Origin of the sequence: Sphingopyxis granuli NBRC 100800, assembly GCF_001591045.1 — a bacterium.
Taxonomy (GTDB): Bacteria; Pseudomonadota; Alphaproteobacteria; order Sphingomonadales; family Sphingomonadaceae; genus Sphingopyxis; species Sphingopyxis granuli.
This window is the reverse complement of the sequence record NZ_BCUA01000003.1, coordinates 31058-49542: the sequence shown is the minus strand read 5'-3', so window position 1 is coordinate 49542 and position 18485 is coordinate 31058. Positions and strand designations below refer to the sequence as shown.

General features: G+C 59.0%; 7 protein-coding genes. 2 read left to right on the top strand and 5 right to left on the bottom strand.

Annotated elements, in window-relative coordinates; genetic code table 11:
- Nucleotide 1 precedes the first annotated feature (1 nt).
- Both SGR02S_RS01610 and SGR02S_RS01605 read left to right on the top strand, forming a co-directional pair.
- Nucleotides 2–1426, top strand: a complete 1425-nt coding sequence (locus tag SGR02S_RS01610) for a conjugal transfer protein TraH (RefSeq protein ID WP_067105275.1) — start codon at nucleotides 2–4, stop codon at nucleotides 1424–1426.
- A gap of 33 nt (nucleotides 1427–1459) precedes the next feature.
- Nucleotides 1460–4162: a conjugal transfer protein TraG N-terminal domain-containing protein gene (locus SGR02S_RS01605; protein WP_067105274.1), complete on the top strand. Its 2703-nt coding sequence runs from the start codon at nucleotides 1460–1462 to the stop codon at nucleotides 4160–4162.
- A gap of 10 nt (nucleotides 4163–4172) precedes the next feature.
- On the opposite strand, the gene SGR02S_RS01600 is transcribed toward SGR02S_RS01605, so the two are convergent.
- From SGR02S_RS01600 to SGR02S_RS01580, 5 genes are all read right to left on the bottom strand, one after another.
- Complete coding sequence (locus SGR02S_RS01600; RefSeq protein ID WP_067105273.1) at nucleotides 4173–4403, bottom strand: hypothetical protein; 231 nt, start codon at nucleotides 4401–4403, stop codon at nucleotides 4173–4175.
- A 101-nt stretch (nucleotides 4404–4504) separates the two neighbouring features.
- Nucleotides 4505–7201, bottom strand: coding sequence for a DEAD/DEAH box helicase (locus SGR02S_RS01595; RefSeq protein WP_218000081.1), 2697 nt, complete (start codon nucleotides 7199–7201; stop codon nucleotides 4505–4507).
- Nucleotides 7179–14342, bottom strand: coding sequence for a sacsin N-terminal ATP-binding-like domain-containing protein (locus SGR02S_RS01590; RefSeq protein ID WP_067105272.1), 7164 nt, complete (start codon nucleotides 14340–14342; stop codon nucleotides 7179–7181). Before SGR02S_RS01590 ends, SGR02S_RS01595 begins: the two co-directional genes overlap by 23 nt.
- A 72-nt stretch (nucleotides 14343–14414) precedes the next feature.
- On the bottom strand, nucleotides 14415–15359 hold the full coding sequence (locus SGR02S_RS01585) for a GIY-YIG nuclease family protein (protein WP_067105271.1): 945 nt from the start codon (nucleotides 15357–15359) through the stop codon (nucleotides 14415–14417).
- A complete protein-coding gene (locus SGR02S_RS01580; RefSeq protein WP_067105270.1) occupies nucleotides 15359–18475 on the bottom strand; it encodes a type III restriction-modification system endonuclease in 3117 nt (1038 codons plus the stop codon). The genes SGR02S_RS01585 and SGR02S_RS01580 overlap by 1 nt, the downstream gene beginning before the upstream one ends.
- Between the last annotated feature and the right edge of the window lie 10 nt (nucleotides 18476–18485).

Genomic DNA, 18485 nt, shown 5'->3' with positions numbered 1-18485 from the left:
GATGAAAAGAGTCGTCGCTGCGATCCTTGCAGCTACCCTTCCTCTCACCAGTGCATCGGCTGACGTCGGCAGTTCGATGGACTCGTTTCTGAACGACGTCGGCGGCGCAGCCAACGTCAACGGGCCGACCGCGTTCCAGGGGCAGTCAGCTGGCTATTACAGCCTCGGCAATGTCTGGACGCGCTTTCCCCAGAAGACGACCAACATTGCCAACCTGCAGCTGCCGCGCGCCCGCGCAGGGTGCGGCGGTATCGACATTTTCGCGGGATCCTTCAGCTTCATAAACGCGAGCGAGATCGTGGCGATGCTGAAGGCGGTCGCCAACAATGCCGTCGGCTTCGCCTTCAGCCTGGCGATCGACACGGTCTGCCCAGAATGTTCGAAGATCATGCAGGAGTTCAGCCAGAAGGCTCAGCTCATGAACAACCTCAACATCAATTCCTGCGAGATGGCACAAGGATTGGTGGGCGGAATCTGGCCGAAAGGCGACCTTGCCGACAAGGCGGTCTGCGAAGCTATCGGCAACTCCGAGGGCATTTTCACCGACTATGCCGCGGCCAAGCACGGCTGCGGCACCAGGGGGCAGCGTTCGAGCACGACTGCGCAAGGCTCGGGCAAGTATGACGACGTCAATCCCGGTGTGCCGCGAAACTACACCTGGACGATCCTCAAGAAGTCGGCGTTCTTCTCGCCCGGAGGCCGCTTCGACGAAGAGCTCGCCGAATATGCCATGACGCTGTTGGGCACGATCATCTACGTGCCGCCCAAGGACGATGAACCGGGCAAGTTCGTGCCGATCGTTGGCGAAGCCTCGTCGACGCTTGTGACCTCGTTGCTCGATGGCACCACGAACGGCAATGTCCTCATTTTCGACTGCGACGAGACGGAAAAGTGCCTCAACCCGGGTTTCAAGTCGCTGAGCCTGCCCGCATCGAAAGCGCTGCGGCCGCGCGTCGCGGCACTCATTGGCGGGATGGTTCAGGCGATCCGCGATGATGCGGCGATCACCGAAGAGCAGAAGGAGCTCCTGCAGGTCGCATCGATCCCGCTGTACAAGATCCTGACCGTCCAGGCGGCCTATGGCCGCGGCATGCCGACCGACGACCGCGAGACCCTGGCCGAGATCGCCAGTGTTGACCTGCTGTTTGCCGTGCTCGACCGCATTGTCAGCGAGGCTGGCCGCTCGATGTCGAGCTTCATTGGGGCCGACGAAGCGAAGATCGCGATGTGGCAGAGCCAGGTCAATGTCGTGCGTCAGGCGCTGGCTGACCGGCAGGCCAACACGCATCTAAAGGTCAATGCGGTGCTGCAGATCATCGAGAAGACGGCGTTCATCGAGAACGTGCTGGCCGCCTCGATGTCTCCCGGCATGGCCGCATCGCTCGACTGGTCGCGCGGCGTCCAGAGCCGCGCCCTCACCCACTGACCGGGCCAACCACATCCAGGCGGAACAATAGACATGGTGGAGATTTTCACGGTCGGCGGCGGCGACTATCTGGTCAACGTCTTCCAGGCAGTCGCTGCCTGGACCGGCAACGGCGGCTACAAAAGCCTGCTCCAGGTGGTCATGGTGATGGGCCTTGGCCTGTCCGCCCTGACCCTGGCGTTCAATCAGGACTGGCGCGCCTGGATCAACTGGTTCCTGGGCGCCACGCTCATTTACTCCTGCCTGATGGTGCCGCGGCTCGATGTCCATGTGACCGACCGGCTCAACCCGAGCCTTGCGCCGGCCAATGTCAGCAACGTGCCACTGGGCCTGGCTCTCATGGCGAGCTTTACCAGCCAGGTCGGCGATTATCTGACGGGCTCGGCCGAGGTGGTGTTCGGCCTGCCAGGCGATCTCAACTATTCAAAGAACGGCATGATCTACGGCGCGCGGCTCTACGATGCGACCCGGTCCTTGCGGATTTCCGATCCCGAGTTCGCCGCCAATCTCGATGAGCATTTCCGGCAGTGCGTGTTCTACGACGTCCTTCTCGGCCGCTACTCGATGAAGGAGCTGGCGGAGACAGGTGACATCTGGGCGACGATCGCGCCGGGCAGCCAGGCACGCGCCCAACGGTTCCTGACCCGCGATGCGACCACGGGCCAGGTGAGCTCGAACATCGTGACCTGCCGCGAGGCCTACGACACGCTCAATGCGCAGTGGGCCGGGCTGGTCGATGCAATGGGTTCGGTGTTCGGCCGTCAGCTCTACCCCAACCAGACAGCCGCGCTCGCCAAGGCCAAGCTCTTTGCCGATCTGCCGGTGGCCTATCAGTACCTGACCGGGGTCTCGGCCAATGCAACCGAGATCTTCAAGCAGACGCTGACGATCAATGCGATGAGCCAGGCGATGCACTCGATGTCCGGCAGCAGCGGTACGGGCAATGTTGACGTCTACGCCCAGACCCGCGCCGACATCCAGACCGAGCGGACCTATGGCTCGATCGCGAGCAACGCGATGAAGTGGGTCCCGCTCCTGAACGTCGTGCTGACCGTGCTGTTCTACGCCCTCTTCCCGGTGCTTTTCCCGCTGTTCCTGCTTCCCAAGACGGGGCCGGTCGCACTCAAGGGCTATGTGACGGGCTTCTTCTATCTGGCGGCCTGGGGGCCGTTGTTCGTGATCCTCCACATGATGCTGATGTACAAGGGCGCCGCCGACATGAGCGCGGTCACGGGCAGCAGCGGCCTCAGCCTTGCAAGCTTCACCGGCATGGCTGACGTGAACAGCGATATTGGCCTGCTGGCAGGCTACCTCATCGCCTCAGTCCCGTTTCTGGCAGGGGGTGTGGCGAAGGGCGCCATGGCAATCTCGCACCACGCGACGAGCTACCTCAACCCTAGCCAGAACGCGGCGGAAGAAGCGGCCCGAGAGGCGAGCACCGGCAATGTCTCGCTCGGCAACACCAGCTTCGAAAACTCGAGCGTCCTCACGCGTCAGTTCGCCCAAGGCACGTTTGCCCCAAGCTTCACCTATGGCGCGCCGCAGACGCGGACATTCAGCGACACCGGCTCGATGACCACGAGCTTCCCGGATGGCAGCTACGACCAGATCCCGACCTCCAGCTATCCCTTCACGCCGACGCTGGGCCAGGAATTCACGGCGCGCCTTTCGACGATGGCGTCGCAGGCCCGCGCCAACAGCGAGACCTATACCAATGTCGCCACGGAATCGACGACCAGCGCTGTCACGAAGTTCCGCGAGCTCAGGGACCAGTTCAGCCGAGGCGCATCCTTCGAGAGCGCGACCGGCACCTCGAACTCCGACAGCATCCAGACTGCATTCAGCGAAGTCGATCAGGCATCGACCAATCTGCAGCAGCAATTCGGGCTGTCCCGCAGAGCGGCCGATGACATCTCCACGGCCTGGTTCCTCGGTGGCGAAGCTGGGGCAAAAGCCGGAATTTCAAATGGCGTGCTCTCTGGGAGCATCGGAGCGAAGGGCGGTGGGACACGCACGTGGACCGACAGCGACATCGGCATCGCTTCGGAAGACCGTTCGCGGATCTTTGGGAGCCTGTCCCAGATGTCTGACAGCCGCAATTGGTCGAGCACCCGCGATGGGTTCGTTCGCTCGGTCAGTACCGCATCAAGCTCGTCGATCTCGAGCACCGCAAGCGGCATGAATGCCTCTCTGACGGAAGCACAGAGCTTCACTATCGAGGCTCGCCGAGCCGAGGAGCTTGCCAATCGTCTTGAGAGCCAAGCGTCTTTCTTCGAGGGAAACAGCGCTGCAGGCAATCTCAATCTGTCCCAAGCCTACCGAGAATGGGGTCTTGCCGAGATCGAAAGCAACCGCGATTATTATGGCAACGCTCGGTTCGACGACGTGACATTCCAGCTCAGTCCGGAAGGCCAGGCATTGCAGGCAAAGTTCGTTGAAAGTTATGCCGAGCAGCTTCGCGACGGGATCGACGATCGCCTCGTACTCGCCACCGGACTGCCCGTATCCCGACCGGTCATTTCAAGCGCGGGCTCAGTCCGCAGCCGGGCACAGACCGGCGGCGGGGGTTCCGGTTCAGTGCCCCGCGTGGGAGCCGGCGATCTCCATGAAGAGGTGCAAAGGGCTCAGGCGGTCGGTCGCCAAAGGATCAGCGGACCCACCGGACGCCTCGACGCCGTTACAAAGGGAGCCCAAGGCGCCAGTGCAGAGGCAGCGGATGAAGTGAAAGAGTGGTGATCTGCAGAGATCACCACAGTCCGAATGACGCACCAGCTAAAAATGCGAAAACGGCAACAATGACGAAGACCCCGATAATCGTCAGCTTACGCCCCCAAGGGTCGGCCCAAGACTTCTTGATACGATACTCTATCAGGCGATTCTCGCGGAGCGCCTGATCAAGCTCCGACAGACCTTCCCAATTTCGGGATGCCGGTCGGTTGCCAGTATCGATGTCAAAGTTGCTCATGATCGCATTCATCTCGCTGCTCCTTGGAACATAGCAGAAACGAGGATGGTAACCAGCAAAACATGCCCTGCATCGGAGAGTGCGCAGCCTCTCCTCCAATTCGGTCTAGGCCGTCACGTATCGGCGCCTTGATCCGGCAAGAGCATCATCTCGCTTCGGATGCCTGGACGGGTCATCATGTCCGCGACAGTCGGCAAACTTTGCGACATTGCATCAAGGAGATCAGCCTCTAACGCCCGCATCTGTGGGATGTCGATTTCAGGCGACTTCGGATTGTCCGAGCGACCTAACGTGTTCAATAACTGAAGGACTTCCCAGTCTCGGAGAACATAGATCTGAGCTGCGTTATCGCGCCAAGCACCTAGGATAATTCGAGTAACCGAGTGGTCCTGGCCAGTGACCTGATCCTCAACTGAGGCGATAAGAAAGGGAGCGGGCAATCGCGTGCAGGTCGCCAGAGCCGATTGGAGGTTTTCCCCTTCCTTCAGCGCTCGATCGAAAAGTGTGTGCCCCACGCCGACAAGACGGGTCGGGCCTTCGCCATTGCCCAAGCGAGCATTGCGATCGAACAGCAGCCCCTTGTAACGATCTTGCATGGCGTAGTCTTCATCGGCCCATTTATCGGGCGTCAGAACGTCGAGACCATCGTCCCTCCGGAAAACGCGCCGCCCCTTCGATTCCATCATCATCGCGAAAAAACGTTCGAGGTCCGGCAGATCAACCTGCGGAAGATTTCTTCCAACTTGGGCAAAGTCGAAGCGAGTGACATTGCCAAGCATGGTCTTGACCTTATCGACTAGGTCTTCTCCGCCAATCGTAGCAGATTCCCGGTCGAACCACTGATCGAGGCTTTCTCGCGGCTGGGTCTGGCCTGCAGCAAAAATCTTCTCGAAAGCACTTGGCCCAGTCATGCCTATGACGAGCTGGCTGATGTCTTCTCGCTCATCCATTGCCTCGTCCAAGGTGCGCTGGATTCGCTCGAGCTTGGCGTTCAGGAGGTCCCAAATGCGCGCCTCCACCGTGTCTGGGTTCCTCAGGATGAACACTTGAACCGGCCTTGTCTGACCGTAGCGCGACAGGCGGCCGACACGCTGATGAAGCCGCATGGGATTCCAGGGCATGTCGACATGAATGAGCGTCGCGCAGCGCTCCTGAAGATCGATCCCTTCGCCCGCTGCCTCGGTTGAAACCAGAAAGCGGATCGTGCCTTGGTTGAAGGCTTCCGCTGCCGCATCGCGCGACCAACTTTTCGGGCCCCGCGAACCGTCCGCCTTGGTAACTTCGTCCAAGCGTTCATCACCGTTGATGAAGCCGCAGCAACCGTGACCAAATCGAGCATGCAGGGCATCAACGACGAGAGCCTGGGTTGCTTTGTATTCGGTGAAGAGCAGCACTGGCTCGCCGGTGGGCAAATCGCTCTCGATGAGATCTACCAGTCGCTCGATCTTCCGCTCTTGCTGAATGGGTGCAGCCAACTCAAGCAGCTCATCCAGGCGAGCGATCTCGCCCTCCATCAGTTCGGCGAGCATCTTGCCCCACGCCTCTTCGTCGGCCCGCGCGCGGTCGTCCAATGTCTCGTCGTCATCACCCTCCGTTATGGACACAGACGGCGTACGAGCCTGCTCAGCAACATCTGCCAGTTTCGCGCGGCGTTTGGTCAAGGCGCTACGAATCGCAGCAATCGAACTCGCCGCAAGCTTCTGCAGCGCAATCAGCAAGAGCATTCTTGCCGACTGTGCCCGACCATCGAGGGTCGATGCATATGCTCGCCCATCGATGATGAAGGCACTCAACGTTTCGTAGAATGCGCTTTCCGCAGCGCTAAAGGCGTACTCCCTTGTTTGCACTGTGACCGGCGTGAAAAGGCGGTTGCCTTTGAGATCGGTAACGGTCGCCTTGTTATTACGGATCATCACATCCGGAAGCTTGGCCAGTTGCTCGTCGATGTCGTGCTCGGGTCCGAACTGATCCGGATCAAGGAGGCTCAGCAATGACAGAAAGCCGAAGTCCTTGCCCCGATGTGGTGTGCCCGTGAACAGAAGAAGAGAACGAATTCTGTGCCGTTCCTCCAGCGCGCGAAGGAGCTGAAAGGAAAGGGTCTCTCCCGTGCGTTCATCCGCGTGCAAATGATGCGCCTCATCGACCACGACCGCGTCCCAAGGATCGGCCGCAAGAAACCGGCTGCCTTCAGCCCGTCCGTCGGCGACTTCCCGGCGCAGCGTGTGGACCGACGCGACCACCATGTTTGCCGTATCCCAGAAATCCACAGCAGGTGTATCAACGGAGCGATCGTAGACCTGCAGGCGGATATCAAACATCTGCCGCAGGCGTTTCTGCCATTGGGGCACTAGCTTTGCTGGTGCCAATACCAGCAGGCGGCGAATTTGAGCCCGAGCAACCAGAGGCATGAGCACCAGACCGGCTTCGATCGTTTTGCCCAACCCCACGTCATCGGCCACCAACCAGCGGAACGGGAAAGTTCGATTAACCTTGTGACAAACCCAGAGTTGATGCGGGAGCAGCTGGACGCGTGATCGAGAAAACACCCCCCACTGATCGTTAACGGACCGGATTGCCATGGCGCTGGCCCGCATCAAAGTCTCGGCACTGTCGTCGAAAGTCCCGGTCGACAGCGCTTGATCTAGCGACCGAGCAAGCGTGAGTTCTGTGCGAAGAACCTGCTGGATCGTCGCGCCGAAACGCGCAACGACGAATTCTCCTGCATCGGCAATAACTTGTCCCACGCCGTGGCGTGGGTGAGTGACTCTTGCGTCAGCGGCCAGTGTTTCAGGCATCGTCATCTTCTGCATCGTCCCAATTATTGTCTGGCCATTCGTCGACGTCTGCATCGTGAAGGATCGACACGAGGTCATCGCGGTGCTTGGCAAGTGTGATCACGTGCAATGGCAAATCACCATCGCCATCGAAATGAGCGGCATCACCAATGCGACGCTCTACCGCTCCATACAGGGCGCGTCCCTCGTCGATGCCACGCTCAAACTGGCCCATGCCGAGCGTGTAAGCGAGGCGGCGGACGCGTTCCGCCGCACTCCAGCCATACGGCATGATCTGCTCGAATTGCGCCTGAGAATAGATACCTTTGCGGCCCAATTCGCGCACAAGCCAGTTGGCGCCAATGCCAAGCGATCTTGCTAGAGGGGCTGCTTCAATGCCCATACGAGCGGCGACGTGAGAGAATGCCGGTCGCAAATGTCCGCGCAGGCTCACGTCACCCTCTTGGGCGATCACCGCAGGCAATTTGCGGAACAGTCTCTGGTAGCTTTCGAGATGCCGCGCGATCATGCATAGATCAGGAAGGCATCTGCGCCACATCAGGTAGTTTTCATCGGCATCTGGATCGCTCCAGGCTCGGAGGCGCTCGACAAAAGGCCTCAGCTCCTCGTCACAAGGGTCGATTGTCGCGAGTTCGTGCCACCAGCCATCTTGGATTGCCTTGGTAACAAACTGCCGGGATTGAGCCGGCTTAATCCTCCCCAGTGTCTGGAAGGTTGCGAGGGAAAGCATGGTGAACCAGGCGGGCTTATCTCCATCAGCGAGGGCTGCTGACGAAAAATCTTCAGGATACACGGCTCGATCATAGGCAGCCCGCAAATCCCCATGATTGTCGCGCCACCACTGCGCGATCCTTGAGAGCGCCTCCGCAGCGTCAGGTTGCCATGGGCTGATTGGATCGACCGGTGTTGAAGGGAGGCCGAATGAATACCCTAGCTTGGCGAGCAACCGGTTCTTCTCGTCTTGCCTCAGCCCGGCCAGCAGAGGGGAGTTGGCGAGTTCGTCGACATTGGGTAGCCACTTTGCCGCGCTCGCTAATAGTGCGACGGTCCGATCATCCGCACCGACCAGATAACGAATGAAGGCTTGCTGGCGTGCGGCGCTGTCACCGGCAGTCTCAGCCCATTTGGCGACGGGTAGCTGACCTGCCTGTTCACGGGCGAAGGCAGCGAGCTCAAAGGCGGCGCCTACGTACTCTGATGAAAGGCGGCCCGAAGGAGGAGCGAATGCAGCCCTGCCTTGTTCATCGTTGTCGCCCAGCGGAAACGCTAGAAGACGGATCTGCTGCCAACTTCCATCTTCGGCGAGCCAGAGCCGCTCACGCAGTAACTTGCGGAATTCTGATTGTTCCTCACCGGTCATCGCCTGCGAAACTGCTTCCTCGCAAAGACAGGAAATGCGTCCCGCCAGCCCAGGATCTATGCCCTCGGCTCCAGCAAGGTTTTCGGCCAAGGTCACGACATCCAGTCGTTGACCCGAAGGCAGCCCAACAGATTTCAGAAGCTGTCCTGTTTCCTCAGTGACAACTGCATTCTTGAATTCCACTTCGGCGAGCAAATTCGAGATCGCAGCTTGAGCATCGCGATCGGCAAGCGCTCCCGACAAGCGCCATTTGACATCAGCCGCGCGCGTTGCACCGCCGAAAGCCAGCGGCACCACGGGGCGCTCCGCCCATAGCCTCGCAAGGCCTTGGCCTGACTTGTGTAGTGACTGTTCGGACCCCTGGCTTGCCAGATCTTGTGCAAAAAGCTGCACTAGCTTCTGCCAAAAATCCTCCCGTCCTTCCGGATCGAGACCTGTCGCTCGCGCGAAGCTTGACCAGTCAGCAAGACAATGGTCGTAAAAAGCGATGAGCCGTGGCCCAAGAGCAATGCCAAGCCGGGCAAATCGGCTATCCTTCTCATCGGCCGTGCCAGACAATTGGGTACGCCCCGGGTCAACCGGAAAGCGGCCTTCCAGAAGCCAGCCCCCCCGGCGACGTTCACCAACGAGCGGGACAAGGTGCCAAAACTGCGGCACATCATGCGGAAACGAGTAGGGCCCATTACGTCCGAAGGGCAGGAAGAGCCGGAAATCACTCCCTAAATCGAAGCGCAATACGTGGCGAGTAGCATCGATTGTCAGCCAGCTCACGCCATCGACAAGAGGATGCTCCTCATGTCGGAACACGGTCTCACCGTCTGGAGCCACCACCTCGATGGATGCTTCCTGACCGAGCGCCGCCAAGAACGGAGCCGCATCCCGAAACGCTTCCCATGCGTCTAGCGCATCTTCTGATCGGCCTGGAGCAACCGGAAGTTCGATGAGAGTCGCTTTGCGCCCCCTGTCATGGAATGGGGTGACCGTCCTGCTTCCCCCTGCCCAATCTGCAGGGATCATGCCTCCCAAGATCCGGATAGCTATGCCTCCGCTGGCGAGGCGAACTTCGTCGGCGAGCATATGCACGGTCTTGAATCCAAGGCCGAAGCGACCGGTTACCCGATCTCCATCTTTGGCAGAGTGATTGATGGCTAGCATATTCGAAAGGTCCCGTCGGTGCCCTTCTTCCTCTGCCTTACGTGGATCACTCCCTGGTTGATTGATGGGGCGCCCCCAATGGATCACTCGCAAGCAAGTGATCACTTGATCGTCATTGTAGATCGCTTCTACCCGGAAGCGTCCGATACCGTGCCATTGCGCTTGGGCATCGACAGCATTCTGGTACAGTTCGAAAACCACGCGATGGGGAGCATAGCCCATCTCGTCGATCTTCTGGCGGGTGGCTTCGAGAAGCTCCCTCGCCCCGTCGTCCGACTGCGCGGCTGCCCAAAGTGCGTTGCGCGCCTTGTCCCGGTCGCGTGGTGCGTCGCGATGATAATCATTCAATGCCGCGCGCATTACGGGCCCGGTCTTGATGCCGGCCAGGCGATCATGAAGCACCTCCTGCAACTCTTCACAGGTGTCTGCGAGCGTGCGCTGATCGCTTGTAAAATAGCTATCCAAGAGCTCCGACAATGCCGCCTTGTGACGTTCGAAGCCTAGCATCAGAGCCGGCGCCAGTTTTTTGATGAACTGATCCAACAACAGCCGCGCCTCGGCTTCATCGGATGGCGATACCGGTCCGATCACGAGGTCATAGACGTGTCGATAGCCATATTCGTTGCGCTCAATTCCTCTCTGAATACAATCCAGCAGCAGCGCATCGTCTTTGCCAGACAGCGGAACGGTGCAGTCCGTTCCAGCAGCTGATCGCACCGTAACGTGCCCGTGTTCCGGCAGCTCGACTGCAAAACGCAGTTCAGCAAGCCGGTCCAAATTTGCGTTGGTCAAGCCACGGTGTTCGTCGGCCAAATTGTCGAGATCATCGCAAATGCGGTGGAATGATCGCTGACCTTCCCATCTGGCCGCGAGCGACTGGATCCTGTCATCACGACCAAGCATCGCCAGAGCTAGCAGAATCCCATCATGCACATCGTATTGGCTGACTGGAGTGAAGGCGCGCTCGACACTCTCGAGCCAGTCCGCCTTGGCAGACTTGCTGGTTGGAATGGTGTCTGTTTTTTGATCGTCGGGCTGTTCCAGTTTGCCTGCATAATCGTGTGCGAGGAGCGCCGCAGGGTCGATACCTGCTGCTCCTAGCGCAACCCTGTCTGCCCTGCTGAACCCACCTGCTTCGGTCGGTACAAGGAGATCGGGCGGCAGATAGCTGGACGCATGTGTCAAAGCACGCAGATTTCGGGCAAATGTTGAGCGGTAAAGGCGCCGTGCTGCTTCAGCATTCGTGCCGAGCCCGCTCAGTGCAGCCATTGCATTCATTTGAGCAACGGTGTCGGCAAGAGAGGGCGCGCTCAAAACTTCAGCCATCCCCGCGATGACCTCATCGGCCACGCCGTCGCGAAGAGCCGCAGAGATCAGAGGCCACGCTTCTGCATCAAGGCCAACATTCGAGGTCGCCAGCTTGGCTAGCTCATCTAGGTGCTCGACGACATCAAGGCAAAGGCCGGTGGCTCCGTGGTCAGCGGCAAGGCGGGCGGCAAAGAGAAATGACTGGGACCGATCGGGTCTTAGCCTCGCCAAGTGCCGCTGCACACTTTCTTCGCGAAGGGAGCCGGGAAGTATGCTTGCGAACAGAAGTCCGCCTTGGTCGATAATCAGCTCCTCGAGCGCATGTTCAGCATCCAGAGGCAGGTCGAGGACTTTGATCGGTGTCCAAGCATTCCCGTCCGCAGCAATCCAGGCGGTCGCCTGAAGCTTTTCTATCAGATCAACAGGCACTTGGTCGATTGCGCCCAATGCTGAAGCAATTTCCGAGGTAAACTGATGGGGATTTGGCGCGGACAATGCTGTGCGGATCGCGGCTTCAGGCCCCCAGCGCCCGATAAGCCTGTTTTGAACCGCCGCTGCTAAAGGATCGCCCCAAAGCTCGACCAGACGGGTAAATGGCAAGAGCGCAGGTGCAACATCCGAAACACGACCGCTGAACAGATCAGTGGCCGGAAGAAGGGGTTCATGCTGGTCGGATCTGTGCAAGGGCAGCGACTTCAAAACATCGTCATCGATCCCTGACTTGAGCAATGCCATAGCCTTGGAGTCGTCCATCGGCGGCATGGTGCCAGCACACTGCGCATCGCGAAGCCATGCGCCTAATTCGGCAAGATCGATCCGTCGCAGGCCAATGTGATCGCGCAATGCCTTTTTCAATTCCGCCGCAGTCGCAGACGCTACGAGGCGATCTTCCCTGTCCTGCAACAGCGCCAGTACCAGATCATCGAGTATCCCACCGAGCTCATCGAGCTCAATCAGATTGACGTGCGAAGGCACAGCCTGATCTCTCGCAACAAGGCGCCGCAACTCCTCGCGTGGAGCATCGGCACCGAGCAGTTCAGCAAGCTCGCCACACTTGCCAGGATCCCCGAAGCGATCAACCTGCCGCAAGACTGCAAGGAGGCAATCGGCCTTCTTGGCCGAGGCCAAATCCCCCAACCCTCCATCTTTCAATGTAACACGGTAAATCGGGGGTGAGAGGACTGCGCCAGCGAGCACGACCAGCTCCCGATTTGGTGCCGCATCGAACAGCAAACCCTTGCGCTTCAATCCCGCGATAGCGCCTAAAGATAGCCGCACTTCCTCTTCGGCTTGCATCATGCGCGCCGGAATAACCTGCAATTCACTACCCCGACGATCCGCCGCCAATGCGTCGAGCGATGGACCGTTCCTCAAGAGATGCGATATCAGCGTCGAAGCTTCCTGCGCTACGGTTCCTCGAGATGACAAAAAGGGTTCGGCGGCGGTCAACAGTTCGATTGTCTCGCTCAGCCCCAATTGCCGGGACATCGCCCCACCCTGCTCCGACCACGCAGCCTTAAGCGGAATACTACCCCCTGCGGCGGCCAACGCGTTTAGGAGCTCACGATTTTCTACGCTCGGCGGGAGAACAAATATGCGATCCTGCGGGAGGCGTCGGACAAGCGGCTTCAGCTTGTCAGCAGTAGCGAAACTTTGCTCGACCATGGCGATGGCGCTGCGGCAAGTTTCGACCAACGCCATCCGTGTTGCTTCGCCGGGCTGCGCGCCCTCGAGCACTGTCGCCAACGTTTCGGCGATCTGTCCTTTTTGGAAGGCGGCCGGCCCGGCAAGGCGTACCAAGTCAGCAAGCTGCGCATCCGGCCAGTGTGGATCAGCATCAGCCAAGACCGTGCCGAATGCCAAAACGATGCCGTTTTCGCTGCACCACTCCTCGAGTCTAGGAAAAGCGGCCTTGAGGCGGGCAATCGAGGTTGCATCGCCTCTCATCACCGGACGCAGCGAGTCACCGGCGCAAACCCGCCAGCTTTCCGCCTTGTCGCCCGTCCAGCACCGGGCAAGGGCCTTGCCCTGGCAGGCTTCCACACGGTGCTCATGCCACCATCGCGTCCGCTGTAATGCTCGGATCAGCGCATGACGCTCTGCATCACTGGGTAAGCTGGGCAAGGTATCTGCAATCGCATCCAGCAGCAGCGGCAGCGCCGCCTCGCGGCGGAGCGCCTGGTTCCAACGGGTTTCGATATGATCGTCTTCACGCAGTTTTCGCCGGTCGCTCGACACGAAGAAATAGCCGTGCACGAGCAGATCGATATTGTCCGTTCCGCGTTCGAGTGGTTCGGAAAACAGAGGTTCACCCAGCGGCAAGTAAACGGCAGAACGCAACCGCAAGTGGCCCATACCTTCACGGGCAGCAGATCGGCACAGGATTACTGCACCATGCGGATTCGCCTTGGGCGGAATGAGTTTACCGTGGATGTCGAACACCTTGTCCCATCCATCGGCCGTCAACAGTCGCGCAGCTTGCCCATCATGCTTCCATTGCTGGCGTCCGCTGAACGAGAGCTCGAAGCCAGCTCCCTCGACGTTACCGTAAATGCTCGGGGCTCCGCTCTCCACACCCGGGCCAGACAAGCGCCGGGCGCCGCTACGCAGGGAGATCCTGCGCACCTCGCCCGCGACTGGCATGATCTCCACGCTCTCCAGATTGCGGAGGCAGCACAATGTCGCGGCCAATTCCTCACCATCGAGGATATCTGAGATCGCACCGTCAGGGTGCCAGTTCGTATCTGACAGGCACAGCGCGGCCCCGGGACGCAGATGTGGAGTGCGCAGCGGAAGGAACAGCGCCATGCCCCGCTCCATGCCTAGCGCCGCTGCCTTATCGAGTAGCATCTTGGCTTCGGTGGCAGAAAGCTGAGGCCAGTCGCGATGTGCCGCATTAGCTTCAGCAACCTGTTCCCATGGGTTCATAATCAGCGTTTGCGGTCGGCCTTCGCGATCCTCCACCCGGCCAAGCGCAATGAATGCGTCGCACAGATGATAGACTGATTTTTGTCCTAGACCGAACCGCCCCACTGCCGACCGTTCATCCGCTTTGCTCCCGCCGCTGGCGCGGGTGATCGCGTCCATATGCCGGGCAAGGACGGGACCATCATTTGCGATAATCAGCCCAGGGGTTCGCAGCAGCGGGTTAGTCGCTTCATCGAACCCAGCGTGACCGGCCACGACCATCCGGCGAGCACCCGCGTCTTCGGCGTTCTGGAGCAGCTCCTTGAAGATCGTGAAGCCCGAGGCATACCCCTCCCGCAAAATCTGCTGCAGTCGAAGAATGTCGCTTTCAGCTGAATGCACCAAGCCACTAGATTTGATCTCCATCTCGGCTCCGTTAGTTCCGAGTGCGTCAAAACCGGTCGCGCTTCCCTCGGTCACATGCCACACTTTGGCAACTTAGAACTTTGGTTCGGGATCACCCGCAGGACTGCTATTTTCAGCCTCCTCCCACTCAGCGTACGTCCTACCATCCGACAGCCGCCATAGAATTCGGCCGTTAGCTGCAGCACCGGTCACAGTGGCAGCAGCGGCCGACACAGATGCAAAAATATAGTCTGATGTGAAGAGGAGGCCGTCGTTCTGTTCGACCAGAATGCCCTTAGCGAGTAGGTCGGAACGTAAGGAGGCAGTCCCCTTGGGAATTGTATTCGTAGTTTTTATCCGGGCAATAGATCCCTTCTTCACAACGAACTCGCTGCTGGCAGTGATCGACATTTGAGCAGCAAAGCCTTGTCCACGATACGCGAAAATAACATTTGAAGCGGATGGCGACGCCGGGATTTCCAATTTGTTACCATTGGTCAAGTCGCCCGAGACGACCTTGAACAGATCACAGCCGAGAGCACCAACCAGCGTCTTTGTCTGGTCGATGAACTCTTCCATGGCTGCCCGGTCCGGCAGCGGTAGCTTGCCGACCTCGCTTGCTTTCTGGGAATTGAGAAGCGTCCAACGTGGGTTCAGCCCCGCGTCCGCGATCAGCCTGGCTTCGACATAGCGGGCATGGGACTTGGTGAGGTTCTCGTCCTTGCTGACTAGGACAATGGTCTCAGTCCAGAACGGCTTGCTATCCAAGCCTTTGTCGTTCCCGGCATGATACTGCAGCCGATTGGCCACGCCTTCGGACTCCCCGATATAAGCCATCAGCCGATCAGGTTGCGCTTCATCGAAGCCCAGCAGCAGGTACACCCCCGGTCGAGCCAGTTCGGGGAATGTGGCTCGCACCTGTTTCATCTGCAGTTTTCGAAACGCGATAGCCTGGATTGTCGACATCGAGATCTGAGCAACGCGGATACCGTCCGGGTCGCCATCGAGCAGAAATATGTTGATGGAGCGAGGTCTCATTATGCGCGATCGTCCGTCACAGAAGCACCTTGACCGACCACCTCCATCAGCTTTCCATAGTCCGTAACGACGTCATATCTGACACGATCCTCGGTGATCTGCCCATTGATTTCATCGAAGAATTTCCGGGCGCACTCAATTTTTGTTTTCTCGATCTCGCGCAGTTTCATCGAGGACATCGTCCCCTTCGTTTCAGCCACGAAATAGATGTGCCGCACGCTGCCAGCCTTGAACGAAATCGCCCAGTCCGGGTTATAGTCTCCGACCGGGGTCGGGATTAGGAAACCCCGTGGCAGTTTGGCGTACACGACGACCTCGGTGCTCGTGTCCAGCTCTTTGACGAATTCTCTTTCGACATCCGAGTCCGTGATTGCGTAGTCATAGACATGGTTTTTGAGCTTCGCCGAGGCGCGTGAGAAGTCCTGGCCGGTCTGGTTGGCAGTGAATATGTCGACGTCGTAACGCTCATCGACTTCGTCGTAGGCCAAGCGCTCGATGACCATGGCAGCCTTCTGCTCGGCGATGATCCGCGACGCCTCGGAAATGAAGTGTTCAGGGTTCATTTTGAACTGCCCGAATACCGCAGGCTCGGTCTGGCCAAGGATGGTTGCAGCCGTATCTCGCGTCAGCTGTGTGCTTTCGGCGACCTTTCCGACAAGGTCATATTTCACAAACGAGTGGATGGAACCTCCCTGTTCGGTAGTCGTGGCCGTAACCGTGAAGCCATCGCCGGTGCGAAGCTTGTCGTCGGTCAGGTCGTCGTTCTGTTTGCCTTCCTGAATCGTGTATTGCAGCGGCGTAACGCGCAGCTGGCTGTTCAGTGCACTGACGCACTTCCTGACCAGTTCCGCAGAATCGAACTCGACACGGTACACCGCCTTGCGATTGATCCGCGCCCACAGTTCCTGGAATTCCTTCTTATCGAAGTTCGCATTGAGCGGATTGGTCTTGGGCTTACGGCCATCACCCACCTTGGGCAACTGCGCGTCGCTGAACACGCTGTCGATCAGCTGGAACACCTGATCCGCATAGGGTTTTAGCTCGTCGGGCAGTTCCGCCATTGCACCGGCAGCCTTTGCTTCATGGTAAGTGCCTGCAATCTGATCCGCATCGTCGGTGTAGTCGTTCTTCACCAGATACCGATAGATTTGCTTCGCCATCGAGCCGGTCACCTCAACCGGACCTTGCTCGGTGGTGATCGTCTTGCCCGTGAAGTAAGCTTCGGTTGCCTCACGCGGACGCGATGAGAGGGTCTCGGCAATTTCCCTCTGAAGGCCTGTCACGAAGTCCTTGTAGCTCTCGCTCGCGACCACGGTCAGCACGTTGATATCGTGCACCACCGCTGGGTGATCCATACGGTCGCCATGCTGGTCAACGCTCAGCCGTAGTCCTCGACCGACCTCCTGACGGCGCGAAATGGTGTTGTCACTGTGCTTCAGCATGCACATGACGAAGACGTTCGGGTTGTCCCACCCCTCGCGCAGCGCTGAGTGCGAAAAAATGAAACGGGTGGGTTCGGCGAACGAAAGCAGGCGCTCCTTGTCCTTCAGGATCAGGTCGTAGGCGTCCACGTCGTCAGAATCGACCGAGCGGGCCCCAACAGCTGGATCCTTCAGGCGGTTCGTCTTCTTGTCGATCGAGAAATAGCCGTTGTGTGTCTTGGCTGGGTCGATGCCGGCAAGGTACTTCCGATACGCCTTGTTATCGATCGCGAGCTCCGACAGGTACTCAGCCTTCAGCAACTCGTACTCTTCCTCGAAGACCCGGGCATATTCGCCCTTCTCATCGGCTTGGTCGTAGTCCCGGTACTTCACCACCTCGTCAATGAAGAAAAGTGACAGGACTTTGATCCCCTGCGCGAACAGCTGCTTCTCCTTGTCGAGGTGGGCCTTGATCGTCTCGCGGACCTGGATGCGGCGGATATCACGCTCAGACACATCACCGTTGGCTTCGCCTGCATTCAGGACAATGCCGTTTGTGAACTCGACCGTGTCGGTGTTGTAATCGATCTGACTGATCGTGAAGCCGCGATACTGATCCAGATCGCCTGACTCGACGAACAGGTCGTCGCGGAATTCCAATCGCCGAATCTGGCGCTTGATTTCACCAGACTTCAGCTTCACCTCGAGCTCGATCCGGGCAACCGGGGCCTTTTTCGAGATGTCGATGCCTTCGAGATAGAGGTACGCATTTGTGCCTGCGAGGCCTCGGGTCTGGATGCCGCGCACGGCGATCTTCTTCACCAGCTTCTGGTTGTAAGCGTCCAGTGCATCTAGCCGGTGAATGCGGCAATGCTGGGTCTTGTGCGTTGCGGAGTAGCGCAGGACCATCAGTGGCTTGAAGTTCGGCAACGCCTCCATGGTTGCCGCACCTTCCATCTTCTGTGGTTCGTCCAGGATCAGGATAGGCCGGTTGGACGCGATGACGTCGATGGGTTTGCGTGACTGGAAGTCGTCCAGCTCTTCATAGATGCGCCGGTTGTCAGCCCCGCGCGCGGCGAACGCCTGGATGTTGATCACCATGATGTTGATACCGGCATCGGAGGAAAAACTTTCCAGCTCGTGCAGGCGCTTGGAGTTATAGATGAAGAACCGCGCCTTCTTGCCGTAGCTTTCCGTGAAGTGATCGGCGGTAATCTGCAGGGACTTGTAAACGCCTTCGCGGATGGCGATCGACGGCACCATGATGATGAACTTCGACCAGCCGTACCGCTTGTTTATCTCGAAAATGGTCTTGATGTAGCAATAGGTCTTGCCGGTGCCAGTTTCCATCTCGACGTCGAGGTGAATGCGGGTCGCGGCCAGCGCGTCGCGGCGATAGGCTGCCGGCGCGGCAACGCGCTGATTGTTTCGATCGAGCACCATGAACTCGTCCAGCCGCTGCGCGACAGGGAGGTTCTGGCGGCGTTGGACCGCCTGGATGTTCTCGAGAATCTGGGCCTCGCTCAGCGCGAAATCGGCGTTCTTGAACCCTTCCTCGAAAGCGGCTGCCTGTGCCTTCTGGCCAGGGTCGATGCGGTAGGTCAGACCATCGACCTTCGGTTGACCAGCGAAACAATCGACCACCGCTTCAACTGCATTGGTCTGATAGGGCTGGACCTTGAACTTCAGCTTCATGGGTGCAGCC